At 64.4% G+C, this 25,761-nt stretch carries 19 protein-coding genes and 3 pseudogenes; 21 read left to right on the forward strand and 1 reads right to left on the reverse strand.

Annotated features, from left to right (window positions below; translation table 11 throughout):
• Positions 1 to 6 precede the first annotated feature (6 nt).
• Positions 7 to 426, reverse strand: a complete 420-nt coding sequence (locus tag IPK27_18865) for an arginine repressor (protein ID MBK8069603.1) — start codon at positions 424 to 426, stop codon at positions 7 to 9.
• Positions 427 to 492: 66 nt separating this feature from the next.
• Here IPK27_18865 and IPK27_18870 point away from each other — a divergent pair, with 66 nt between their 5' ends.
• From IPK27_18870 to IPK27_18970, 21 genes and pseudogenes are all read left to right on the forward strand, one after another.
• Entirely contained in the window at positions 493 to 1,626 is a 1,134-nt protein-coding gene (locus IPK27_18870) for an aspartate aminotransferase family protein (protein MBK8069604.1), read from the forward strand.
• A 4-nt stretch (positions 1,627 to 1,630) separates the two neighbouring features.
• Positions 1,631 to 2,629: an N-acetylornithine carbamoyltransferase gene (locus IPK27_18875; GenBank protein MBK8069605.1), complete on the forward strand. Its 999-nt coding sequence runs from the start codon at positions 1,631 to 1,633 to the stop codon at positions 2,627 to 2,629.
• Between the two features lie 133 nt (positions 2,630 to 2,762).
• Positions 2,763 to 3,665, forward strand: a complete 903-nt coding sequence (gene argB, locus IPK27_18880; protein ID MBK8069606.1) for an acetylglutamate kinase — start codon at positions 2,763 to 2,765, stop codon at positions 3,663 to 3,665.
• 145 nt (positions 3,666 to 3,810) lie between these two features.
• Positions 3,811 to 5,165, forward strand: a pseudogene (gene argH, locus IPK27_18885) (argininosuccinate lyase).
• Positions 5,166 to 5,392: 227 nt separating this feature from the next.
• On the forward strand, positions 5,393 to 6,586 hold the full coding sequence (gene argG, locus IPK27_18890; protein ID MBK8069607.1) for an argininosuccinate synthase: 1,194 nt from the start codon (positions 5,393 to 5,395) through the stop codon (positions 6,584 to 6,586).
• A gap of 52 nt (positions 6,587 to 6,638) precedes the next feature.
• Positions 6,639 to 7,700, forward strand: coding sequence for a hypothetical protein (locus IPK27_18895; protein ID MBK8069608.1), 1,062 nt, complete (start codon positions 6,639 to 6,641; stop codon positions 7,698 to 7,700).
• Between the two features lie 198 nt (positions 7,701 to 7,898).
• A complete protein-coding gene (gene argC / locus IPK27_18900) occupies positions 7,899 to 8,948 on the forward strand; it encodes an N-acetyl-gamma-glutamyl-phosphate reductase (GenBank protein MBK8069609.1) in 1,050 nt (349 codons plus the stop codon).
• A 144-nt stretch (positions 8,949 to 9,092) separates the two neighbouring features.
• Complete coding sequence (locus IPK27_18905) at positions 9,093 to 9,707, forward strand: OmpW family protein (protein MBK8069610.1); 615 nt, start codon at positions 9,093 to 9,095, stop codon at positions 9,705 to 9,707.
• A 93-nt stretch (positions 9,708 to 9,800) separates the two neighbouring features.
• Complete coding sequence (locus tag IPK27_18910) at positions 9,801 to 10,049, forward strand: hypothetical protein (protein ID MBK8069611.1); 249 nt, start codon at positions 9,801 to 9,803, stop codon at positions 10,047 to 10,049.
• Between the two features lie 13 nt (positions 10,050 to 10,062).
• A pseudogene (locus IPK27_18915) lies at positions 10,063 to 11,258 on the forward strand (pyridoxal phosphate-dependent aminotransferase).
• Positions 11,259 to 11,278: 20 nt separating this feature from the next.
• Positions 11,279 to 11,629 (forward strand): glutaredoxin family protein, encoded by a 351-nt coding sequence (locus IPK27_18920; GenBank protein ID MBK8069612.1) that lies wholly within the window; start codon positions 11,279 to 11,281, stop codon positions 11,627 to 11,629.
• A gap of 40 nt (positions 11,630 to 11,669) precedes the next feature.
• Complete coding sequence (locus tag IPK27_18925; GenBank protein ID MBK8069613.1) at positions 11,670 to 12,659, forward strand: malate dehydrogenase; 990 nt, start codon at positions 11,670 to 11,672, stop codon at positions 12,657 to 12,659.
• A 482-nt stretch (positions 12,660 to 13,141) separates the two neighbouring features.
• On the forward strand, positions 13,142 to 13,549 hold the full coding sequence (locus IPK27_18930) for a hypothetical protein (protein MBK8069614.1): 408 nt from the start codon (positions 13,142 to 13,144) through the stop codon (positions 13,547 to 13,549).
• A gap of 149 nt (positions 13,550 to 13,698) precedes the next feature.
• Complete coding sequence (gene prpB / locus IPK27_18935) at positions 13,699 to 14,580, forward strand: methylisocitrate lyase (GenBank protein MBK8069615.1); 882 nt, start codon at positions 13,699 to 13,701, stop codon at positions 14,578 to 14,580.
• A 431-nt stretch (positions 14,581 to 15,011) separates the two neighbouring features.
• Positions 15,012 to 16,166 (forward strand): 2-methylcitrate synthase, encoded by a 1,155-nt coding sequence (gene prpC / locus IPK27_18940; GenBank protein MBK8069616.1) that lies wholly within the window; start codon positions 15,012 to 15,014, stop codon positions 16,164 to 16,166.
• Positions 16,163 to 16,969 (forward strand): hypothetical protein, encoded by an 807-nt coding sequence (locus IPK27_18945; GenBank protein ID MBK8069617.1) that lies wholly within the window; start codon positions 16,163 to 16,165, stop codon positions 16,967 to 16,969. Before prpC ends, IPK27_18945 begins: the two co-directional genes overlap by 4 nt.
• 1 nt (position 16,970) lies before the next feature.
• Complete coding sequence (locus tag IPK27_18950) at positions 16,971 to 18,452, forward strand: rhomboid family intramembrane serine protease (protein MBK8069618.1); 1,482 nt, start codon at positions 16,971 to 16,973, stop codon at positions 18,450 to 18,452.
• A gap of 426 nt (positions 18,453 to 18,878) precedes the next feature.
• A pseudogene (locus tag IPK27_18955) lies at positions 18,879 to 22,477 on the forward strand (methylmalonyl-CoA mutase family protein).
• Positions 22,474 to 23,577, forward strand: a complete 1,104-nt coding sequence (locus IPK27_18960; protein ID MBK8069619.1) for a ParB N-terminal domain-containing protein — start codon at positions 22,474 to 22,476, stop codon at positions 23,575 to 23,577. Before IPK27_18955 ends, IPK27_18960 begins: the two are co-directional and overlap by 4 nt.
• The gene (locus IPK27_18965; GenBank protein MBK8069620.1) at positions 23,574 to 24,611 is read left to right on the forward strand and encodes a hypothetical protein; all 1,038 of its coding nucleotides are present in this window, start codon (positions 23,574 to 23,576) and stop codon (positions 24,609 to 24,611) included. Before IPK27_18960 ends, IPK27_18965 begins: the two co-directional genes overlap by 4 nt.
• Positions 24,612 to 24,652: 41 nt before the next feature.
• On the forward strand, positions 24,653 to 25,699 hold the full coding sequence (locus IPK27_18970) for a DNA methylase (GenBank protein ID MBK8069621.1): 1,047 nt from the start codon (positions 24,653 to 24,655) through the stop codon (positions 25,697 to 25,699).
• The last annotated feature ends 62 nt before the right edge of the window (positions 25,700 to 25,761 follow it).

Here is a 25,761-nt window from a genome sequence, read left to right on the forward strand (position 1 = left end):
CGCCGATCAACCTTCGCTGAGGAAGCGCAGCCGCGCGGACTCGACCAGCGGCGCCAGCGCATGCCCCTCGGCCAGGGCAACGAATACGGTGTCGTCACCGGCGATGGTGCCGGCCTGGCCCGGCAGCGGCTGGTGGTCGAGCACATAGGCCACCGCGTTGGCGAAACCCGGGCGGGTGCGCAGGATCACCAGGTTTGGCGGCGCGGCGATCACCGCCAGTGCGCTCGGGCTGCCGTCGCCCGGCGGTGCGTAGCGCCCGCCGCGCTTGGTGATGCCCAGACGCGTCAGGTGCCGCGACAAGGTCGGCTGGCTGACGATCTTGCCGGCGCGCCTGAGCGCCTCCTGGAGTTCGAACTGGTCGGCGATGCGCTCGTTGGTGATCAGTTCGAGCAGGGTCTGGTCGAGATCGGCGGCGGTGCGCGGCATGGGCTTGTGCTCTCGGCGGATTGTGCATAATATGCGACATCAACGCATTTTATGCAATCTCCATTCATGCCCGCACTGCTCGAGACCTATGCTGCCTTCCCCTTCGTGCTCGACCATGGGCGCGGGGATCGCGTGTGGGACGAGGAGGGAAACGAGTATTTCGACTGGTATGGCGGTCATTGTGTCACCTCGACTGGCCATTCGCACCCACGGGTCGTGCGCGCCATCTCGCAGCAGGCCGACAAGCTGCTGTTCTACTCGGCCGCCGCGCGCCTGCGGGTGCGCGACCTGGCCGCCGAAGTCCTGATCGACTACCTGCGTGGTTCGGGCCTGGCGCATGTGTTCTTCTGCAACTCCGGCGCCGAGGCCAACGAGAACGCGCTCAAGCTGGCGATCAAGCAGACCGGCCGCGCGAAACTGCTGAGCTTCGATGGCGGCTGGCACGGTCGCACCACGCTGGCGCTGTCGGTGACCGACGACCCGAAGATCACCGAGCCGTATGCGGCGATCCTGCCGCAGAACGCCCGCCTGCCGTTCGCCGACATGGCGGCGCTCGAATCTTTCGATTTCACCCAGGTTGCGGCGGTGATCGTCGAGCCGATCCAGAGCATGTCCGGCGTCCGCTGCGCGTCGCAGGCCTGGTTCGCGCGGCTGCGCGAGCTGACCGCGGCAGCCTGCACCTGGCTGATCTTCGACGAGATCCAGACCGGCATGAGTCGCATGGGCGTCCCCAGCGCTGCCGAGTTCTACGGCGTGCGGCCGGACGCGATCAGCCTGGCCAAGGGGCTGGCTTCCGGCGTGCCCGTCGGTGCCACCGTGCTCAGCGCCGAGCGCGCAGCGGCGGTCAAGGCGGGTGACCTTGGCAGCACCTTCGGCGGCGGCCCGCTGGCGATGGCCGCGCTGATCGAGACCATCGCGGTGATCCGCGACGAAGACCACGCCGCGCGCGCGCGGGCCGTCGGCGCGCGCCTCAAGCAGTCTTTGCCGGGCAGGGTGGTCGCGGGGGTGCAGGGCGAGGGCCTGTTGCTCGGCGTGCGGACCCACGCGCCTGCCGCGGCACTCAAGCGCCACCTGTTCGAACGTAGACTGCTGGTCGGCGCCTCCGGCGATCCATCGGTGCTGCGCCTGATGCCGAGCCTCGATGTTTCCGATGAAGCAGTCGCAGCGCTCGAATCCGCCATTCACGAATTCCAGGGATAAGCCGATGCGCCACTACACCCACCTGAAGGATCTCGGCCCCAAGGGCCAGGCGCAGCTGGTCAAGCTCGCCGCCGATTTCAAGCGCAACGAACCCGGCGCATTGCTCAAGGGCAAGGTGCTCGGGATGTTGTTCTTCAACCCTTCGCTGCGCACGCGCACCAGCTTCGAGGTGGCGATGCACAAGCTCGGTGGCACTTCGGTGGCGCTGGAAGAGGGCAGCGGCGTGTGGAAGCTGGAGACCGAGGATGGCGCGGTGATGAACGCGGACAAGGCCGAGCATGTGCGCGAGGCCGCGCCGGTGCTGTCGCGCTATGTCGATGTGCTCGGCGTGCGCGCCTTCTCGCGCGGCATGGGCCAGGCGGACGACGACATCGACGGCGTGATCAACGCCTTCCGTCGTCACGCCAAGGTGCCGATGATCAGCCTGGAGTCCGCCCGCGAGCATCCCTGCCAGGGCCTCGCCGACATGCTGACGGTGCAGGAGAGCTTCGGCCAGACTCAGGGTGTCAAGCTGGTGCTGAGCTGGGCGCCGCACGTGCGCCCGCTGCCCAAGGCAGTGCCGAACTCGGTGCTGCTGCACGCCGCCGCGGCCGGCTGCGATGTCACCGTGGTGCATCCGCCCGGTTTCGAGCTCGGCGAAGCCGTACGCAGCGAAGCCCAGCAATACGCCTCTGCCGCCGGCGGCAAGATCCGCTACACCAACGACCAGCGCGCTGCGCTGGAAGGCGCCCATGTGGTTTACGCCAAAGCCTGGGGCCCCGAGCCGCGCGCCAGCGAGGACGGCATCGTCGCCTCGCCGGCCCTGCGCGGCTGGATGCCCACGCTCAAGCATTTCGAGAACGCCGCTTCCGACGCGATCCTGATGCACTGCCTGCCGGTCCGCCGCAACGTCGAAGTCAGCGACGAAGTGCTCGACAGCGAGTACTCGCGCGTCGTCGACGAAGCCGAGAACCGCATGTGGGTGCAGATGGCGGCGCTGGCGTGGTTGTTTGGCAAAGCCTGATCAATGAGGGCACGCAAGAGGGCACGAGGGCACGCAAAAGCCAGGATCTGGCGATTCGATGCTGTTCCGTGCCCTCGTGCCCTCGTGCCCTCGTGCCCTCCCATCAATCGATCAAGACAAGGTAACCCCGCCCATGCCCTTCGCCACCAACCCCTACGACGCCCTCAAGGGTCTCTCCAAGTACCTGCGCCAGTTCCGCGGCAAGACCTTCGTGGTCAAGCTCGGCGGCGAGGTGCTGGACGAGCCGGAAAGCCGCCGCAAGGTGGTCGAGCAGATCGGCGTGCTGTGGACGCTGTCGATCCGCGTGATCGTGGTGCACGGCGGCGGCGCTCGGCTGGACCAGCTGTGCACCCAGCTCAATGTGCCGATCGAGAAGCAGGGCGGGCGCCGGGTGACGACTCCGGAAGTTCTGGATGCCGCCAAGATGGTGTTCAACGGCGTGACCAACACCGATCTGCTGGCCGAGATGAACCGCGTCGGCGTGCCGGGCGTGGGCCTGACCGGCGTCGACGCTGGCATGATCAAGGCGCGCAAGCGTGCGCCGATCTACATGGGCGAGGACGACAGCGGCAAGCCGAAGCTGTTCGACTACGGCCAGGTGGGCGACATCGAGCAGATCGACGCCACCCTGCTGAAGCACCTGCTGGAAGCCGATTATGTGCCGGTGATCGCACCGCTGTCCGGCGCGCCGGATGGCAGCGTCTACAACACCAATGCCGACACCATCGCCTCGCACGTGGCCGCCGTGCTCGGCGCCGAGAAACTGTTCTTCGTGCTCAAGGTCCCGGGCCTGCTGAAGGACGTCAAGAACCCGTCCACCCTGATCACCTTCGCGACGCTGGCCAAGATCGACGAGATGGAGGCGCGCGGCGACCTCGCCGGCGGCATGTTGCCCAAGGCCGCCGCCATCCGCCACGCGTTGAACCAGGGCGTGCACTCGGTGCACCTGGTCTCCGGCGTCACCGCCGATGCGCTGCTGGTGGAGTGCTTCACCAACGAGGGCGCGGGGACCATGATCGTGAAGGATGGGGAGTGATGGGACGGGCGCGGAGGGGCAGAGGGACGGCCGTGGGTCCTTCCTGCCGGCGGCGGCTCAATCCGCGTAGTGCGGTCGCAGGCGCGGGTGCGCGCCCCTGCCCCTGCCCTCCCCGCCTTCTCACCGACCTTCCGGAGCGCGCGCAGTGACGCCCGCCGCGCCCCTCTGGTCCAAAGGCCTCCCGCTCGACGAGGCGATCCATCGCTACACCGTGGGCGAGGATCCGCAACTGGACCGCGCGCTGCTGCCCTTCGATGTGCAGGGCTCGGCGGCGCATGCGCGGATGCTGGGTGAGGTGGGGCTGCTGTCGCCGCAGGATGCGTCGGCACTGGTCGCGGCGCTGGCGCAGCTGAAGCCGGTGGCAGAGCGCGGCGAACTGGCGATTTCGATGGCGCAGGAGGATGGCCACACCGCGCTGGAGCACGCGCTGATCGCGCGCGTCGGCGAGGCCGGCAAGCGTATCCACCTGGGGCGTTCGCGCAATGACCAGGTGCTGCTGGCGCTGCGGCTGATGCTGCGCTCGCGGCTGCTCGGACTGGCCGCGCAGGTGCAGGCGCTGGCGCAGGCGCTGCTGGCCTCGCGCGCGAGCACGAGTCGGTACCCTTGCCGGGCTACACCCATCTGCGCCGTGCCATGCCCTCGTCCTTTGGCCAGTGGGCCGTCGGTTATGTCGAAGGGCTGGTCGAGGAACTGGAGGCTGCGCAAGGACTTTGGCAGCGCCTGGACCGTTGCCCGTTGGGCGCCGCGGCAGGCTTTGGCGTGCCGCTGCCGCTGGACCGCGAGCGGGTGGCCGGACTACTCGGCTTCGGCCGCGTGCAGCGCTCGCCGGTGGACGCGATGAACTCGCGCGGCCGGCATGAGCAGGCGGTGCTCGACTGGTTGATGTCGCTGGCCGGCACACTGGAAAAGCTGTGCTGGGACCTGTCGCTGTATTCGACCGAGGAATACGGTTTCGTGCGCCTGCCGGATGCCTACACCACCGGCTCGTCGATCATGCCGCAGAAGCGCAACCCCGATGTGCTGGAACTGGCGCGCGGGCGCTGCCGCGAGCTGCGCGGCATCGCCGACTGGCACCGCCAGATCGTCACCGGCCTGCCGGGCAGCTACCACCGGGACTTCCAGCTGCACAAGCGCCCGCTGCTGGCGGGCCTCGATGCCGCGGCCGCCACGCTCGACGTGCTCACGCGCCTGGTGCCGGTGCTGCGCATCGACCGCGAACGCTGCGCCGCCGCGCTGACTGACGAGCTGTACGCCGCACACCAGGCCTATGTGCTGGTGGCCGGCGGGATGACCTTCCGCGACGCCTATCGCCAGGTCGGCGAGGCAGTGATGGCCGGCAGCTTCAAGCCCGACCGCGAAGCCCTCAATGCGACTCACACTGGCGGCCTAGGCGCGCTCGGGCTGTGCACGGCTTCTGCGGAACTGCGAAACGTCGATCAATGGATCGCCGCCCGTCGTGCCGACCTGGATGCCGTCGATACGCGGGTGTTTGCGCCATGAGAAATGTCGATGGGGCTATTCAAGAGCGGGTCAGGGGGCAGGGGGCAGGGGGGCTGCTTCACGCGCTGAGCAAGCCGCGTCGTGTCGTCTTGGCTGCTTACGCACGCGAGATACACCAACTCGCCATCAGTGCGGGTCTGGCGACAGTGCGGTTCCCCTGACCCTTGCCCCTCGCCCCGCCTTCGATCCGCGAGCCTTCTCCTTACCTTCTCTCCTGAACAACTGCCATGTCCCAACCCCTCTGCGTCCTCGCTTTCTCCGGCGGCCTCGACACCTCCTTTTGCGTGCTGCACCTGCGCGAGCGCGGTTTCGACGTGGCCACGGTCACGGTCAACACCGGTGGCTTCGATGCCGAGGAGATCGCACGTATCGAGGCGGCTGCGCATCGCCTGGGCGTGGTGCAACACCGCACCATCGACGCGCGCCAGGAGCTGTGGGACGACTACCTGCGCTACCTGCTGTACGGCAACGTGCTGCGCGGCCAGCTATATCCGCTGTCGGTCTCGGCCGAGCGCGTGTGCCAGGCCAAGCGGGTGGCCGAGGTCGCCAATGACCTCGACGCCAGCGCCATCGCGCACGGCTCCACCGGCGCCGGCAACGATCAGGTGCGCTTCGACGTCGCTTTCCGCGCGCTGTGCCCGGACAAGCAGCTGATCACGCCGATCCGCGAACTGGCGCTCTCGCGCGAGGACGAGACCCGCTGGCTGGCCGAGCGCGGCGTGGTGATTCCGCCGAAGACCACGCTGTACTCGGTCAACGAGGGCATGTGGGGCACCTCGGTCGGCGGCAAGGAAACCCACGATTCCTGGCAGCACCTGCCGGAATCGGCCTATCCCGGCGGCGCCATCGCAACGGACCTGCCGCCGCGCACGCTCGTCCTCGGGTTCGAGCGCGGCAATCCGGTGGCGCTCGACGGCGAGGCCATCGGTGCGGTGGCCATCGTCGAGGCGCTCAACCGCATGGGCGACGAATACGGCATCGGCCGCGGCGTCCACCTGGGCGACACCATCCTCGGCATCAAGGGCCGGGTCGGCTTTTCCGCCCCCGCGGCGCACCTGCTGATCCAGGCGCATCGCGAACTGGAAAAGCTGGTGCTCTCCGGCAAGCAGTTGTTCTGGAAGGAATCCCTAGGCAACCTCTACGGCAGCCTGCTGCACGAAGGCCACTACTTCGACCCGGTGGGCCGCGATCTCGAAGCCTTCCTCGCGTCCTCGCAAGCCACCGTCACCGGCGAAGTCCGCATCACCCTCTACCCGCGCGTCGCCCAGGTCGAAGGCGTGCGTTCCCCGCACAGCCTGATGCAGTCGAAGGTCGCCAGCTACGGCGAAGGCGCCAAGGCCTGGACCGGCGAGGAAGCCCGCGGATACTGCAAGCTGTTCGGCGTGGCGCAGCAAGTAGCTTTGGCGGCGCGTTCACCCTGAGCGCGAGGCCCCTTTTCACTTTTCACCTTTCACTTTTCACGGCCCTATCCCCATGCGCCTGACCGTCGACAAAATCGCCAGCGTTACCCGCAACCTCAAGCTCTCGCGCACGCTGACGCTGGGCGACGAGATCCTTTGCGAGGAGGGCTCTGCGGTGGCCGTGCGCGTGCACGGCGAGAAGAGCACCTACAACCAGCTCGAAGATGTGCACGGACGCTGGATGACGCTGCACGATGGCGACCTGGTGGTCGGCGCACTGGGCAAGCGGCATGCGCTGCACGGGTATGAGGGCGTGATGCCGACTTCACTCAAGGTCGGCGACACCATCAACATGCTCAACATCGGCGGAGTGATGGGCAACTGCGTGTCCTACAACCCGGACGTCGGCAAGCCCTTCCAGCTTGAAGTGCTGGGCCAGGTGCTGGCCTTCCCGGAATTCCAATCGCGCGCGGGCATTCCGGCGCACATCCGGCAGAACGCGCTGCAGGGCGTGCCCAGCGCGCCGAAGGTGCCGATCGTGTTCATCCTCGGCACCTGCATGAACGCGGGCAAGACACTCGCCGGCTCGGCAATGGTGCGCGCACTGCACCAGGCCGGCTACAAGGTCGGCGGCGCCAAGCTCACCGGCATCTCGCTGATGCGTGACACCCTGCACCTGTACGACCACGGCGCGGAAGTGATCGCGGACTTCACCGATGCGGGCGTGGTCTGTTCGGGCCCCGAGAGCGCCGCACAGACCGCGCACAAAGTGCTGAGCGAGATCGCCAGCCGCGGCGTCGATGTGATCGTGGCAGAGACCGGCGACGGCATCATGGGTGAATACGGCGTACAGGCCATTCTCGCCGACGAAGCGCTGCGCCAGCAGTGCTGCTGCTTCGTGTTCTGCGCCAACGATCCAGTCGGCGTGGCCGGCGGCATCGAGAATCTGCGCGAGACCTACGGCATCGAGGTCGACATGGTTGCCGGCCCGGCCACCGACAACGCCGTCGGCCAGCGCTTCGTCGAGCGCCTGGGCATCCCCGCGCGCAACGCGCGCGTCGATCCGCGCGCGCTGGGTGACCTGGCGCTGCAACTGGTGCGCAAGCGGTTGGCGGGGTGGGGCGAGGGAAGGTGAAGCGGGGCAGGGGGTGAGGGGACAGGCTGGCGGCGATGATGTGGAATGAGGCGGCGTGAGCTTGTGATTTGCGCACGGGATGAACAGGAGCGAGCAGGTGATTCCGGAGAGCAGGTACAAGTTACCTCGAGGCAGCAACCGGGTCCCGCTGCCCGGCCCCTGCCCCCTGACCCTTTCCCCGCTTCTGCTCCTGCCCTCATGGACGTCCTGATCCTCGGCGCCTCCGGCTATGGCGGTGGCGAACTGCTGCGACTGCTGGCCAATCATCCGATGCTGAAGAGCGTCGCCGGGGTGTCGCGCCAGCATGTCGGCAAGGACATCGGCGCGGTGCATCCGAACCTGCGCGGCGTGGTGCCGGGCAAGTTCATCGAGGCGGCGGACTGGGCGGCGCTGGCGGGCAGCGAATGCCCGGTGGTGTTCGCCGCGATGCCGCACGGCGAGTTCGCGAAGCAGTTGCCGCGGCTGGAACAGGAATGGCACGCGGCCGGACTGTCCGATCGTCTCACGGTGATCGACCTGTCCGGCGATTTTCGCCTGGCCGACGCGCCGGCCTTCAGCCGCTCCTACGGCGGCGAGCACCCCTGCCCGGAGTACCTGGGGAGCTTCGTCTACGGATTGTCCGAGTGGCGCCGCGAGCAGATCATCGGTGCGCGGCGTATCGCCAATCCCGGCTGTTTCGCGACCGCGCTGCAACTTGCGCTGCTGCCACTGGCGGACCTCGGCCCGCACAAGCCGGCCTGGGTGGCGGTCTCGGCCATCACCGGCTCCTCGGGGTCTGGCGCGAGTGCCAGCGAAACCACCCACCACCCGACCCGCGCGCAGGACTTCCGCGCCTACAAGATGCTCGGCCATCAGCACGAGGGCGAGATCCGGCGCACGCTGGCGGAGCAGGGCGGTGGCATCGAATTCGCCTTTGTTCCGCACTCGGCGCCGCTGGTCCGCGGCATTTTCGCCACCTTGACCTTCCAGGCGCCGGGATTGACCCGCAGCGCGCTGCGCGAGTGCTTCGAGCGGCGCTACGCTGCGGATCGCTTTGTGCGCGTCGTCGACGGCACGCCGCGCAATGCGGCCGTCACCGGCAGCAACTTCGCCGACATTTCGGTGGAAGCGCGCGATGGCGCGGCCTGCGTGATGATTGCCATCGACAACCTGGTCAAGGGCATGGCCGGCCAAGCCATCCAGAACCTGAACATCGCGAACGGCTGGGCGGAAGACCTCGGATTGCGCGTGGCTGGCGCTTTTCCGTGATGCAGCCGGGCAGTATTCGACCAAAGTAGGGCTGGCGAAATGCCGCCCAGGCAGGAAATCCCGGCTTTGCCTTGACGATTGTCAAGATTCCGTTTGTTGGCTGCGGCAGAGTGCGCCCCAAGCCAATCACAACGGAGCCCTGCAATGAACAAGACCCTGATCGCCCTCGCCTTTTCCGCCGTTGCCTGCGCTGCCTACGCGCCCAATGCCGAGGCCTACCAGGCCGGCGACTGGGTCGCGCGTATTGGCCTTGGCAACGTCAATCCGAAATCCGACAACGGCACGCTGGCCGGTACGCTGGACCTGGAAGTGGGTTCCGACGTCAAGCCGACGCTGGCGCTGAGCTACTTCCTGACCGATCATGTCGCCGCCCAGGTGCTGGCTGCGTGGCCCTTCGACCACGACTACGACCTGAACGGCGCCAACTCCGGCTCGCTCAAGCACCTGCCGCCGACGGTCACCTTCCAGTACCACTTCAACCCGACCGGCCCGTTCAACGTCTACATCGGCGCCGGCGTGAACTACACCTTCATCTACGACGAGGAAATCGCCATTCCGGGCGCCGACCTGGAACTCGACAACTCCTTCGGCCTGGCGGCTGAACTGGGCGCCGAGTACTTCATCAACGACAACTGGAGCATCGGTGCGCAGTTGTGGTGGGTGGACATCGACAGCGACGCCGAGCTGGACGGCGCCGACATCGGTACCGCGAACGTCGACCCGATCGTCGTCGGTATCGACCTGGCCTACAAGTTCTGAGCATGCTGCACCCGCGGCAGCAGCCGCGGCACTCTCCGAAGGCCGGTGCGCGCGTCGCACCGGCCTTTTTCTTTCATGTGGACGAGCGTCTTCTTGTCCGCAAAGGACGCAAAGGACGCGAAGAAAAGCAATGGCACGGTTTGCGGAAAGGCAAGCAAAGGTCTTGATCTTCTTTGCGTCCTTTGCGTCCTTCGCGGACAGAAGGTCTTTGGTTGTGGCTGCCGCCTGGTGACGCTGCCGCATCCGGCAATTTCCGGGCAGTTGTGCATTGCAGCAGAAGGGCTGTCCGAAAGTCGATCCCGGCGCCGCGGCGAGCGCGTGTATCCTTTCGGGCTGATCTGATTGGAGTAGTACGATGCCCCAGCTGGCTGAACGGATGAGCCGCGCGGTCCCGAGCGCGATCATGGCGGTTGCGGAGAAGGCCAAGCGCCTGAAGGCACAAGGCCGCGACATCATCAGCTTCTCGATCGGCGTACCGAACTTCCTGCCGGGCGAGCACGTCTATGCCGCCGCGCGCGAAGCGCTGACGCACGACACCGGCCAGTACGGCAGCAACCGCGGCCCGGATGCGCTGCTCGATGCCTACCTGCTGCACCTCAAGCGCAATGGCTTCGACGGCTACGAGCGCAAGCATGTGTGCACCGGTGTCGGCGCCAAGCACATCATCTTCAACGTGATGTACGCCATCCTGTCCGAAGGCGACGAGATCATCCTGCCGGCGCCCTACTGGACCAGCCACATCGACATCGCGCGCATCGTTGGCGCCGAGATCAAGATCGCCCACTGCGGTGCGGACCAGGACTACAAGCTGCGCCCGGAACAGTTGCGCGCGCTGATCGGTCCGAAGACCAGACTGCTGGTGTTCAACAACCCGTCGAATCCCACCGGCATGGTCTACACCCAGGACGAGATCCGCGCCCTGGGCGACGTGCTGGTCGAGCATGACATCTGGATCCTGTCGGACGACATCTACAACCAGATGATCTTCGATGGCCTCGGCTGGGCGCATTTGCTGCACACCCACCCGCAGTTGCGCGACCGCATCATCCTGCTCGACTCGCTGTCCAAGACCTATGGCATGCCCGGCTGGCGCGTAGGCTTTGCCGCCGCGCCGGAAGCGATGGCGCAGGCGCTGGTCACGCTGAATTCCAATGCGATCACCAACCTGCCTGAAGTGGTCAACGCCGCCGCGGTGGCCGCGCTGACCGGCCCGCAGGACATCCCGCAGCGCATGTGTGCCGAATTCGCGCTCAAGCGCGACGAAGTCATGGCCACTTTCGCGCGCATCCCGGGTCTGAGCTGCCCGCGTCCGCAGGGGCCTTCTATGCGTTCCCGGACATCTCCTTCGCCTTCGGCAAGCGCCATGGCGAGATGCTGATCGAGAATGATGTCGATTTCTGCAACGCACTGCTGGAGGCGCATGGTGTGGCCTGCGTGCCGGGCAGCGCCTTCGGCGAGCCGAACGGATTGCGCATCTCCTACACCTGCAAGCCGGCCGAACTGACCGAAGGCCTGCGTCGCTTCGAGGCCTTCTGCAAGGCGCTGGCCTGAGTACCGCCGGAGCGCTGCCGATGTCGCGCATGCTGCTGCTGATTGCCGGACTGCTGGTGGGCCTGCACTGGTTCGCCAACCGCGGTCCGGCGCCCGGCGATCCGCGCATCGGAGCTTCCGATGGCGACATCACCATGTTGTCGGCCACCTGGTGCGGCTATTGCGACGCGCTGCGCCGTGACCTGGATGGCATGGGCGTGCGGTACAAGGAACTGGACATCGAGGACGGCGCCGCTGGCGAGGCTGCCTTCGATGCCATCGGCGCACGCGGCGTGCCGGTGCTGCTGGTGGGCCAGCAAGTGATCAACGGTTATGACCCCGAGCGTTCCCGCAACCTGATCGTGGCCGCCGGCCACGCCGTCAATCGCTGAAGATTCACTCCCTACTACGAACCCTGCAGAGGAATTCACCATGAAAGCCCCCGTTCGTGTCGTCGTCACCGGTGCCGCCGGCCAGATCGGCTATGCCTTGCTGTTCCGCATTGCCGCGGGCGACATGCTCGGCAAGGACCAGCCGGTCATCCTGCAGTTGCTCGAAATCACCCCCGCGCTGCCAAACCTGGCCGGCGTGGTGATGGAACTGAACGATTGCGCCTTCCCGCTGCTGCACGGCGTGGTGCAGACCGATGACCCGAACGTCGCCTTCAAGGACGCCGATTACGCGCTGCTGGTCGGCGCGCGTCCGCGCGGTCCGGGCATGGAGCGCAAGGACTTGCTCGAAGCCAATGCCGCGATCTTCTCGGTCCAGGGCAAGGCGATCAACGACCACGCCAGCCGCAGCATCAAGGTGCTGGTGGTCGGCAACCCGGCCAACACCAATGCGCTGATCGCGCAGCAGAACGCCCCGGACATCGATCCCGGCCAGTTCACGGCGATGATGCGCCTGGACCACAACCGCGCGATCAGCCAGCTGGCCGAGAAAACCGGCGCGCTGAACACCGACATCAAGCGCATGATCGTATGGGGCAACCACTCCGCCACCCAGTACCCGGACATCCACCACACCACCGTCCGCGGCCAGAGCGCCACTGCGCAGGTCGACTCGGCGTGGTACCGCGAGACCTTCATCCCGACCGTGCAGCAGCGCGGCGCGGCGATCATCAAGGCGCGCGGCGCGTCCTCCGCGGCGTCGGCGGCGGGCGCGGCGATCGACCACATGCGCTCCTGGGCGCTCGGCACCGACGAGGGCGACTGGGTCACCATGGCGATCCCGTCCGACGGCAGCTACGGCATCGCCCCCGGCGTGATCTACGGCTACCCGGTGACCTGCGCGAACGGCCAGTACAGCATCGTCCAGGGCCTGTCGGTAGACGATTTCTCGCAGGCGCGCATGAGCGCCACCGAGAAGGAGCTGCGCGAAGAGCGCGCGGCCGTGGAGCATCTGTTCCCGAAGAAGCAGTGAAAGGTGAAAAGTAAAAAGTGAAAGGGGGAAGTGAGGGGCGAGCTTTGGCTCTCTTTCACTTTTCACCTTTCACTTTTTGCCCTGCTTGCCTCACAACTCACAGTCATCGCCGAGAGAAGCAGTGAATAGTGAAAAGTAATTGGTGAAGGGATGAAGTGAGGGGTGAGCTTTGGCTCCCTTTCACTTTTCACCTTTCACTTTTTGCCCTGCTTGCCTCACAACTCACAGTCATCGCCGAGAGAAGCAGTGAATAGTGAAAAGTAGTGAAGGGATGAAGTGAGGGGCGAGCTCCGGCTCCCTTTCACTTTTCACCTTTCACTTTTTACCCTGCTTGCCTCACAACTCACAGTCATCGCCGAGAGAAGCAGTGAATAGTGAAAAGTAATTGGTGAAGGGATGAAGTGAGGGGTGAGCTCTGGCTCCCTTTCACTTTTCACCTTTCACTTTTTACCCTGCTTGCCTCACAACTCACAGTCACCGCCATGTCCGAAAGCTACTACATCACCCTCGAACAGAACCTCGATGAGATCGACATCATGCCGGCCGGCAAGGCGCTGGCGAAGATGATGGACCGGATCGACGAGATCACCGACGACATCGGCGTGACCCGGCTGTCGGACTTCATCGGCGGCGAGAGCGAGGATTTGTCCGAGATCGCCGAGCAGGAAGGCTGGGACCTCGGCGGCTTCGGCTCCAGCCATGGCGGGCAGCAGTGGTTCGATGCCGGCGACGGCCTCGACACCGTGCGCGCGCTGGCCGGCTACATCGAGTCCGACCCCGATTCGATCAAGCGCGCCAAGGCACTGCTGGAAGAGTTGAAGGAATTCGAGAAGGTGCTGGAGATCGCACAGCAGCACAACGTGCGCTTCCGCCTCGAAGCGGATTACTGAATGGCGGCAACTGGCGGTTAGCACCTGGCGATTAGGGCGCTTGGGCGCAGCAGTCTCGCTGTTCGTCGATCATCCCCTGCAGCAGAACGCGATTTTGGCGCCCTAATCGCCAGTCGCCAGTCGCCAGTTGCCAGTCCCAAGGAGCCCCCATGTCCCACCATTCTGCCGGCGCCCGCATGCGCGCCGCGATGGCCAGCGAGAAGCCGCTGCAACTGCCCGGTGCGATCAACGCCTATGCCGCCATGCAGGCCGAGCGCGCAGGCTTCAAGGCGCTGTATGTCTCCGGCGCCGGCATCGCCAACGCCAGCTACGGCCTGCCGGATCTCGGCATGACCAGCCTGGACAATGTCTGCGAGGACATCCGCCGCATCAGTGGCGCCACCGAATTGCCGCTGCTGGTGGATGCCGACACCGGCTGGGGCGCGGTGTTCAACATCCAGCGCACGGTCAAGGAATTCATCCGCGCTGGCGCCGCCGCCTGCCACATCGAGGACCAGGTGCAGGCCAAGCGCTGCGGCCACCGGCCGGGCAAGGCGGTGGTGGCGAAGGAAGACTTCGCCGACCGCATCAAGGCCGCCGTCGACGGCCGCATCGATGACCAGTTCATGATCGTCGCGCGCACCGACGCGCTGGCGGTGGAAGGCATCGATTCCGCCATCGAGCGCTCCGTCGCCGCACAGGAAGCCGGGGCCGATGTGATCTTCGCCGAAGCCTGCACCACCATCCCCGAGTACCAGAAGTTCATCTCCGCGCTGAAGATCCCGGTGCTCGCCAACCTCACCGAATTCGGCAAGACCCCGTATTTCACGGTGGATGAATTGGGCGAGATCGGCGTTGCGATGATCATCTACCCGCTGTCGGCCTTTCGTGCGATGGCCAAGGCCGCCGAAGGCATCTACGGTGCGATCCGCAACGAGCGCACCCAGAAGAGCGTCGTCGACCGCATGCAGACCCGCATGGAGCTGTACGAGGTCCTCGGGTATCACGCTTACGAGCAGAAAATCGACTCTTTGTTTGGGAAGGGCAGCTGAGGAAACCGGGTTGTCGGTTGTTGGCAGCCACGGCCGGTGCGCCGCAACCCTGTGGGAGCGGCCGCGGCCGCGATCTTTTCAGGCGGCCGTTTGATGAAGATCGCGGCTGAAGCCGCTCCCACAGAAGCCGCTCCGCCAATATCGTCGCTGTGTGGGCGCGCTGCCAACAACCAACAACCAACAACCAACAACCAACAACCAACAACCAACAACCAACAACCAACAACCAACAACCAACAACCAACAACCAACAACCAACAACCAACAACCAACAACCAACAACCAACAACCAACAACCAACAACCAACAACCGACAACCGACAACCGACAACCGACAACCGACAACCGACAACCGACAACCGACAACCGGCCGTCAACCAGATTCCGCGCCGACACCACACAACAAGGCGCCAGCCACAAGAGGAACCGCCATGTCCGACCCCGCCCAGATCCTGCCCAAGGCCAAGAAGTCCGTCGCGCTGTCGGGGGTTGCCGCCGGCAACACCGCGCTGTGCACCGTGGGCCGCAGCGGCAATGACTTGCAGTACCGCGGCTACGACATCCACGACCTCGCGAAGCACGCCTGCTTCGAGGAAGTGGCGCACCTGCTGGTGCACGGGCACCTGCCCACAGCCGCCGAGCTGAAGGCCTACAAGACCAAGCTCAAGCGCTTGCGCGGGCTGCCGGCGGTGGTGCAGGACGCGCTGGAGATGCTGCCGCCAGCCACCCATCCGATGGACGTGATGCGCACCGGCGCCTCTGTGCTGGGGGCGGTGTTGCCGGAGAAGGAGTCGCATCCGCTGGCCGAAGCGCGCGACATCGCCGACCGCCTGATGGCGAGCTTCGGCTCGATGCTGCTGTACTGGTACCACTTCAGCCATTCCGGCTCGCGCATCGATGTCGAGACCGATGACGACAGCATCGCCGGCCATTTCCTGCACCTGCTGCACGGCCGTCGTCCGGGCGAGCTGCACACCCGGGCGCTGGACCAGTCGCTGATCCTGTACGCCGAGCACGAGTTCAACGCCAGCACCTTCACCGCACGCGTGATTGCCGGCACCGGGTCCGACATGTATTCGGCGGTCACCGGCGCGATCGGCGCGCTGCGCGGCCCGAAGCACGGCGGTGCCAACGAGGTGGCGATGGAAATCATCGCGCGCTACCGCAGTGCCGACGAAGCCGAGGCGGACATCCGTGCGCGCGTCGAGCGCAAGGAGATCATCATCGGCTTCGGCCACCCGGTCTACACCGTGGCCGACCCGCGCAACGTGATCATCAAGGAAATCAGCCGCACGCTGTGCGAGGACGGCGGCAACCGCCGGCTGTTCGCGGTCTCCGAGCGCATCGAATCGCTGATGTCGGAACTGAAGAAGATGTTCCCCAACCTCGATTGGTACAGCGCTTCCAGTTACCACATGATGGGCGTGCCGACCGCGATGTTCACCCCGCTGTTCGTGATTTCGCGCACCTCCGGCTGGTGCGCGCACATCATCGAGCAGCGCCAGGACGGCAAGATCATCCGTCCGAGCGCGCACTACACCGGCCCGGACGAGCGCCCCTGGGATCCGATCGAGCAGCGCGGATGAAAGCGCCGGCGTGCGGGTTGGTGTGCCTGGCGCTGGCCGCCGGCGCACCGGCGCGCCCGGTACTGGACCGCGCCACGCTGGAAATCGGCGTGGGCGCCAGCGAACTCGGCGGCAAGGTCGCGGTCAACGGCAGCGCCGGTGTGCTCGGCACCGATATCGACATCGGCCGCGACCTGGATATCGGCGGCCGCGACCGCGGCAAGCTGTTCGCGGCCACCTGGAGCCCGTGGGAACGCCACGAGTTCGGCGCGCGCGTGCAGCGCTTCGGCCGCAATGGCGAGCGCACGATCAGTCGCGAGATCGTGTTCGACGACGAGGTTTTCGTTGTCAACTCGCGCGTCGAAGGCGCCATCGAGCTGGACCTCTGGTCGCTGGACTACACCGGTTGGGTGATTGCGCAGGAAGGTCGCGCGCTGGGGCTCAGCGTGGGCGCGCTGCAGTACCGCCTGGGGCTGAGCCTGGCGGCGCGCAACCTGCCGGGCGGCGCGCAGCCGGCGCCGGTCGAAGCCGAGGTCAAGGAAGACCTGCCGGTGCTGGTGCTCGGCGCCGAGTACCGCGAAGCGCTGGGAGACGACTGGCGCCTGGTGTTGCGCGGATCGGTGTTTCAGGCCGACATCAACCGCATCGACGGGACCGTCTATACCTTCGATGGCGGCGTCGAATACTCGATGGGACCGCACGCGACCCTGGCGCTGCGCTACTCGGCTACGCGCCTGGATGCGCACACGCGTCGCGAGGACCTGAAGGGCCGGTTGCGACTGGACCTGGAAGGCCTGCAGGGTGCGCTGATCTGGCGCTGGTGAAATGCTGATCATCCCGCTGCACCAGCCGCTGACCCTGGCCCGCTTCCCGTGGATCACGGCCGCGCTGATCCTGCTGAACGTGCTGATTTTCCTGGGGCCGCAGGCGCGCGACCAGCGCGCCTACACCAACGCTGCTGAGCAGTACCAGCGCAGCGGTTTGGTCGAACTGGAGCTGCCCTGGTTGCAGAAGCACCTGCGCTCGCAGGGGCGCGACGACCTCGCGACGATGCTCGGCGCGCTGGGTGAGCCGATGCGCTCGCGCGCCGCGGTCGAGATCCAGGCGCTGGACGCGAGTTTTGCCGAGCGCATCCGCGGAGCGCCCTTCTTCAAGGTCGGCGACGAGCGTCTGGCCCAGTGGCGCGCCGATCGCGCCGTGTTCGAATCGCAACTTGCGCTGGCGTTCACCCCGCGCCACGCGCTGTTGTTCCATGACCCGACACCGTGGCGGCATTTCTCGTCGATGTTCCTGCACGGCGATGCGATGCACCTGATCGGCAACATGGTGTTTCTGGCGCTGCTGGGCCTGATGACCGAGGCCGCGCTCGGGCCTTGGCTGTTCCTCAGCGTGTACCTCGTCGGCGGCTTTGGCGCCGGGGCGGTCAGCGTGCTGCGTCACTTCGGCGAATTCGGCAGCCTGCTGGGGGCATCCGGCGCCATCGCCGCGCTGATGGGCGCCTGCTGCGTGGTCTGGGGCATGCGCAAGGTGCGCGTGTTCTACTGGTTCTTCGTGATCTTCGACTACGTGAGGGTGCCGGCGCTGTTCCTGCTGCCGGTGTGGCTGGGCTGGGAACTGTGGCAGATGTGGTCCAGCCCCGATTCGCGCGTGGCCTTCGATGCGCACGCCGGCGGCATCATCACTGGCGCGCTTGCCACTTTCGCCATCCGCAAACTCGGCTGGGAGCGGCGCGCGGTGATGGACGAGGGTGCCGCAGCCGCTGCAGAGGCCGAGTTGCCAGACCTCTACGGCGCCACCCGCAGTGCGCTCGGCAAGCTGGAGTTCGCTGCCGCTCGCGAACTCAGCGAGCGCCTGGTGCGCCAGCATCCCGGCGAGCGCGAGGCCTGGCGATTGCGCATGCGCGCCTGGCGCGACCGCTCGCAGGAGCCGGCCTTCCATGAGGCCGCGCGGCGCCTGCTGGTGGACAAACTCACGCCCAACGCCAGCCTCGACGAAGACATTGCGCAGTTCAACGAATACCTGACGCTGAGCGCCCAGCGTCCGCGGCTGTCAGCGGACGATCTGGTCCTGATCGGCACCCGTTGGCTGGGCGGCGGGCGTCTGCAGGCCGCCGAACCCATCGTCATGGTGTTGCTCAATGCCCCCGAGCCCACCGAGCCCGCGCGCAAGCTCGCCGTGCGTCTCGCACTTTCCTGGCATGAGGCCGGTGATCAGCCTGCGTTCCAGCGCATCGCCGGAAGGCTTTACCAGCGCTGCCCGGACAGTCCGGAGGCATCCCGGTTGCAGCGGCTGCTGGGCGAGGGGTAGCCACCAGAACATCGCCGCTGAAGCGGCTCCCACAGAAGCGCCGGTTGCCGTGGCTGTTGTGGGAGCGGGCTTTGCCCGCGATCTTTGCTCCTTGCTCTCTGGGGCCAGAGAAATCGCCGCTGAAGCGGCTCCCACAGAAGCGCCGGTTGCCGTGGCTGTTGTGGGAGCGGGCTTTGCCCGCGATCTTTGCTCCTTGCTCTCTGGGGCCAGAGAAATCGCCGCTGAAGCAGCTCCCACAGACGCGCCGGTTGCCGTGGCTGTTGTGGGAGCGGGCTTTGCCCGCGATCTATGCTCCGAGTTGGCCACCAGAACATCGCCGCTGAAGCGGCTCATAAGGGCTTCGGCTTCCGGGTCCAGCCATGGCCACTGCCGCCCCGACGCCCAAGCTAGAATCGGTCGCTCAGTCCTGACGACGCCGGAGTCCGCATGAGCACGCCCGCCCACCAGCAATTGCCCGCGAGCGACAATGTCCGCGAGCAGGGGCCCTTGCGCTTCGTCACCGCCGCCAGCCTGTTCGACGGCCACGACGCCGCGATCAACATCATGCGTCGCCTGATCCAGAGCCAGGGCGCGGAGGTGGTGCACCTGGGCCACAACCGCTCGGTGGAAGACGTGGTGCGTGCGGCGCTGCAGGAGGACGCCGACGGTATCGCGCTGTCGTCCTACCAGGGCGGGCACATGGAGTACTTCCGCTACATGGTCGACATGCTGCGCGAGCGCGGCGCCGGCCATATCCGCGTGTTCGGCGGCGGCGGCGGCACGATCACACCAGAGGAAATCGGCGAGCTGCATGCCTACGGCGTGGAGCGCATCTACCACCCGAACGACGGCATGCAGATGGGCCTGGTCGCGATGATCGAGGACCTGATGCGGCGGGCGTACAAGGGGCGGAAGAGCAGGGGCACGGGGCAGGGGCACGGGGCACGGGAGAAGCGGCTTCGCGCGAGATTGAACTCGGCGGCATGCTCTCGGCCATCGAGAGCGGCGACTACAGCGATGCCGAGCTGGTCGCGCTGCGCAAGCAATGGCAACTGGCCGGCGGGCATGTCCCCGTCATCGGCCTCACCGGCACCGGCGGCGCCGGCAAGTCCAGCGTCACCGACGAGTTGCTGAACCGCTTCCTCGCCAGCTTCCCGGAGATGACCATCGCGGTGATCTCGGTGGATCCCACGCGCCGGCGCACCGGTGGCGCGCTGCTGGGTGACCGCATCCGCATGAACAGCCTGCGCAGCCCGCGCGTGTACATGCGCTCGATGGCCACGCGGCGGCAGAACGTGGCCACCAATGTGGTGCTGAAGGACTGCATCGCCTACCTGCGCAGCCAGGGCTTCGACCTGGTGCTGGTGGAGACCGCCGGCATCGGCCAGAGCGATTCGGAAATCGTCGACCTGGTCGACTTCCCGGTCTACGTGATGACCAGCGATTTCGGCGCGCCGAGCCAGCTGGAAAAGATCGACATGCTCGATTACGCCGAGCTGGTCGTGCTCAACAAGTTCGACAAGCGCGGCGCCGAGGACGCACTGCGCGATGTGCGCAAGCAATGGAAGCGCAACCGCCAGCAGTTCCAGATGAAGGACGAGGACGTCCCGGTCTATCCCACCATCGCCAGCCAGTTCAACGATCCGGGCGTGAGCTGGATGTTCGTCAATCTGTGCCGGTTGTTGAAGGCGAAGACGGGACACGGGGCACGGGGCACGGGGCACGGGGAAGCGAACAGCCGCTGCAACTTCGAGCCTCATATCGACACCTCGCTCAAGGAGCCGCGCGCCACGGTGCTGATTCCGGGGGCGCGGGTGCGCTACCTGGCGGAGATTGCGGAGCAGGGCAGGGGCATCCAGCGCGGAATCGAGGCGCAGGCGGAGGCGGCGGCGCGGGCGGAAAGTTTCTACCGCGTGCTGGGCGACATGGGCGACGCGCTGCGGCCGGAGCCGCTGCACCTGTATCCGCACGACGCGCTGCTCGAATCGGCGCCGCGCAAGGCGGAAATGGAAACCGTGCGCGCTGACCGCAGCAGCTACCTGATCGACAACGACGAGCAGGAGCGCAACGCCAGCGAGCGCGCCATCCGCGTGCTGCGCCAGCGCTACAACGACGCCGTGCGCGCGCTCAGCAGCGAGTCGATCCAGTTGCTGCAGGACTGGCCGGCGCGCCTGAAATCCATCGTCGATCCGGTCACCGAATACAAGGTGCGCGACAACACCATCCGCGTCGACAACTACCGCGAATCGCTGTCGCACCAGCAGATCCCGAAGATCGCCGCGCCCACGTTCAACGACTGGGCCAGCCTGCTGCGTTTCCTGATGAAGGAAAACCTGCCGGGCGCGTACCCGTACACCGGCGGCGTGTTCCCCTACCGCCGCACCGGCGAAGACCCCACGCGCATGTTCGCGGGCGAGGGCACGCCCGAGCGCACCAACCGCCGCTTCCATTACCTCTCCCAGGGCCTGCCCGCCGCCCGCCTGAGCACGGCTTTCGACTCGGTCACGCTCTACGGCGAAGACCCGGCGCCGCGCCCGGACATCTACGGAAAGATCGGCAACTCGGGTGTGTCCATCGCTACCGTGGACGACATGAAGAAGCTCTATTCGGGCTTTGATCTGTGCGCGCCGTCCACCTCGGTGTCGATGACCATCAACGGCCCGGCGCCGATCATCCTGGCGATGTTCATGAACACCGCCATCGACCAGCAGGTGGAGAAATACCTGCGCGAGGACGGCAAGCGCTGGGAAGCCGCGCGCGAGCGAATCGCCGCGCTCTACAAGGACCGCCCGCGCCCGCAGTACGCCGGCATGCTGCCGGAAGGCAACGACGGCCTCGGCCTCGGCTTGCTCGGCGTCAGCGGCGACCAGGTGGTGGACGCCGACACCTACGCGAAGATCAAGGCGCGCACCCTCACCAGCGTCCGCGGCACCGTGCAGGCGGACATTCTGAAAGAGGACCAGGCGCAGAACACCTGCATTTTCAGCACCGTTTTCGCGCTGAAGATGATGGGCGACATCCAGCAGTACTTCGTCGACCAGAAGGTCCGCAATTTCTATTCGGTGTCGATCAGCGGCTACCACATCGCCGAAGCCGGCGCGAACCCGATCTCGCAGCTCGCCTTCACCCTGTCCAACGGCTTCACCATTGTCGAGTACTACCTCGCGCGCGGCATGCACATCGACGATTTCGCGCCGAACCTGAGCTTTTTCTTCAGCAACGGCATTGACCCCGAGTACACCGTCATCGGCCGCGTCGCGCGCCGCATCTGGGCCCGCGCCATGCGCGAACGCTACGGCGCCAGCGCCCGCAGCCAGATGCTCAAGTACCACATCCAGACCTCGGGCCGATCCCTGCACGCCCAGGAAATCCAGTTCAACGACATCCGCACCACCTTGCAGGCCCTGTACGCGCTGTTCGACAACTGCAACAGCCTGCACACCAACGCCTACGACGAAGCCATCACCACGCCCACCGAGGAAAGCGTGCGCCGCGCGGTGGCCATCCAGCTGATCATCAACCGCGAGCTCGGCCTCAACTTCTGCGAAAACCCCTGGCAGGGCAGCTTCGCCGTCGACTACCTGACCGACCTCGTCGAAGAAGCCGTCTACAAGGAATTCGAAGCCATCAGCGAGCGCGGCGGCGTGCTCGGCGCCATGGACACCATGTACCAGCGCGGCAAGATCCAGGAAGAGTCGCTGTACTACGAGCACAAGAAACACGACGGCAGCCTGCCGCTGGTGGGCGTGAACACCTTCCTGCCCAAGGAACACGCCGGAGAAGGGGCGACGACGATTGAGTTGATCCGCTCGACGGAGGCCGAGAAGCAGCAGCAGATCGACAATGTGCGCGGGTATCAGCTGTCGCGAAACAGCGTACGACTGGCCTCAGGCGGGGACGAGCCGCCGTTGAAGCGACTGCAGATCGTTGCGAGGGCCCGGCAGAATCTGTTTGCGGCGTTGATCGAGGCGGTGAAGACGCATAGCTTGGGGCAGATCAGTCATGCGCTTTATGATGTTGGGGGGGAGTATCGGAGGAATATGTGAGCGCACTCGACCAAAAGGATCGCAAAAGACAAATGGATGGCCCTGGGACAAAGAAGATGAAGGTAGATGAATTGCGCATTGACTTGCGCAATCCCAGAGCAGGTGCTCAAGTATTTCAAGACGAAAATGAGGCAATCCGGAATCTCATAGACCACGCTGACGTTCGAGAGTTGGTGACCTCGATCACGGCAGCGGGTTGGATCGAGTACGAGCCGCTCATCGTCGAGCGTTCCACCAGCACAGTGCTGGAAGGAAATCGACGACTTGCGGCATTGCGGCTACTGCGCGATAACACTCTAAGATCGCGGTTCGGATTCGAAATCAGCGAAGCAATTCCGCAGCTGCCGGAAGAGATAAACGTACTACTGGTGAACTCGCGAGAGGATGCGAGGGCGTATATCGCATTCAAACACATCAATGGCCCGGCAAAGTGGGACGCTTTGGCGAAAGCGAAGTATGCACACGAATGGATGCTCCAGGGCTACGATGTGCGCCAAGTCTCGAGATCAATCGGCGATACGCACAACACAGTCTTGAGACTAGTCAACGGATATCGAGTTTTTGTTCAGAGTGTGGCTCAGGGATTTTCAATTGACGACATTACCGCGCGTCGATTCAATTTCTCTCACATCTACACCGCTGTGGCCCGGCCAAGCGTTCGTTCGTATCTAGGTTTGCCAGAGGATCCTTCCGGCTTGCTGATTGAAAATCCGGTTCCAAGTTCTAAGGAGGATGAACTGGAAGACTTTATGGGTTGGTTGTATGGTCAGAGCAGTCGAGGTAAAGAGAACGTTGTCAAGTCTCAAAATCCAGATCTCGGCCTCCTCGCGAGGGTTGTAGGTAATGAGCGAGCGTTACATCACTTGATTTCTACTCGAAATCTCCGGGCGGCGTCCGAAATAATTGTTCCAGAATGGCACCGATTTAGTGATGCACTTAGAACCACCGCTGTAAATGCCGAGACTACCTTGGGGCTGATATCTCATTTCAATCCGACGGAACAGGCCGGATTACAGGACACGGTTCGCGCACTGGCCAATACTGTCAAGATCATACGCGATCAGATGATCGCAAAACTGACCGGCGGGGATGATTTGTGATCGGATCGCCAGGTGCTGATTCAAATAGGGCTGTTTGGGCCGACTGGCTTGAAATCGAAGCGTTGTTCCAAAACACTTGGGTTGGGGAAGCTCTCGTCCGGAGAACCGTGGGTATTGGAAGTGATGAGCAACGACTGAGCGATGATGATGAGCCAGTTGAAGAGGAAATTGCGGACAATGCAACCGCTCAACTCTTGGACCGGATTTCAGACGAGATTGGGTTTCGAAGTAGCGCCCTTCGGGAGAACTATCCGTTTGAGATCACAAGGACTCCATTCTCAATTAGAAGGCGCGCGGCGCGGACTCGTGCTCACAAAATCTACCTGTTCAATTTGCTATTGAGCGCGGTCAAGGAAAACTTGATTTCAAACTCGAGACTTGGGGATGCTCGAGTTCGGCAAGGGCGAGTTCTTTTTCATGTCTGCGCGAGTGCAGCGGTGGCAGCGTTGCTCCATCTTGGAAAAACCTACTGGCTGGGATTCCCACGCCCCGATAGAACTGGTTTCTTGGCGGCGCTTGCGGAGTTGTGCATCAGAATTGGCGTCGGTCAAGCTCACTGCACTGCACCTCGTGGCTTGCCTTCGAAGGCAAAGGATGATCAAGTCGATGTGGTGGGGTGGCGCTCATTTTCCGATGGCCGCGGGGCGGGATTAGCTGTGCTTTGTCAAGCCGCAACGGGAGCTAACTGGACCGAAAAGTCAGTTGCGGGCCACGTCGATGCGTTCACACATTGGTTCCTTAAGAGCCCGTATGCACGCGCGTGGCCGGCAATCGCCGTGCCGATAATGTCGCATCACGAGCTTGAGGAGTCGGATGGCGCGGAGGATTTCGCCGAGGCGCAGTTTAATTTTATGCACAGGTTGAACTCTGACCATGGTGCTGTGCTGGATAGACTGAGAATAGTGGAAGGGACGAGTGAAATCCTAAAGCGTGACCCAATCGAAGCAGCGGAATCGGTCGCTGGCTACGACCGGATCGGTGAGCTTGAAATGTGGCTTGAAGACGCATTGCGTCATCTTGAGGCATCGCACTAATGCGAAGACACCCTTTTCACGCAATCTGTCCGTATTTCGCGATGTTCCCCGAGAGTTTCGCGGCCGACGCCTTGTTGAGCTTTTCGAGGCCTAATGACTATGTTTTGGACCCCTTTGTTGGAAGGGGCACGACGATTTTTCAGGCATCTCTGCTTGGGCGACGGGGTCTTGGGATAGATATAAACCCGGTGGCGGTATGTATATCTGGCGCCAAGGTGAATCCTCCGGAATTAACGACTCTGCTGAGCAGAATTAAGAGTCTGGAACGAAGTTTTGGTGGTTGCGACTCAGGTAGTGTCGAGGCATTGCCGGATTTCTTCAGCCACTGCTTTCATCGTGAAACTCTGATGCAGCTGCTTTATCTGCGCACGAACTTGCTTTGGATGACGGATCCTGCCGACCGGTTCATAATGGCGCTAGTGCTTGGATTGTTGCACGGTGAGAGTTCGCGGTCGGCGAGATATTTCAGCAATCAAATGCCCAGGACAATCTCTACGAAGCCGAATTATTCCATTCGATGGTGGAATGAGCGTGGATTGCTTCCGCCGAAGCGAGACGTTTTTCCGATACTCTTCGAGGATGCAAAGTGGCGGTACAGTTGCGGAACGGCTTCGACGCATAGTTCTGTGAAGCATGGTGATGCGAGGCGAACAAGTGAACTCTTCTCCGGTTTCAAAAACCAGGTGGGTTTGGTTATTACATCTCCGCCATATTTGGATGTGACTGATTATGCCGAGGATCAATGGCTTCGTTTGTGGATGCTGGGAGGCCCGGTTTCGCCGTCCCGAGGAATCTATGGAGATGATCGATATCGCGACATTAACAGGTATTGGAGTTTCCTTGAAGAGGTCTGGTCAGGATGTTTGCCAATGATGAAGGCGGACTCTAGGTTTGTTATTAGAATCGGAGGCAAGTTGAGTGGCGAGGAATTGCGGTGCGGGCTGATCGATTCATTTGAACGCGCAGGCTTCACGGTAATTGACGCAAAGTTGACTTCGACGACAGATGTTGTGCGCCGCGAGACAAGTCGTTTGCGACGCTCGAAAAATCGAAATGTTGAGCACGACTTTGTTATCAGGGTTGCCTGATTAACGCGGAAAGGAGGAGCCGGGGGCATCTGGTGGAAAACTGGGCCACCCAAAAGTGGGGA

The organism is Rhodanobacteraceae bacterium (assembly GCA_016713135.1).
Classification (GTDB): domain Bacteria; phylum Pseudomonadota; class Gammaproteobacteria; order Xanthomonadales; family SZUA-5; genus JADKFD01.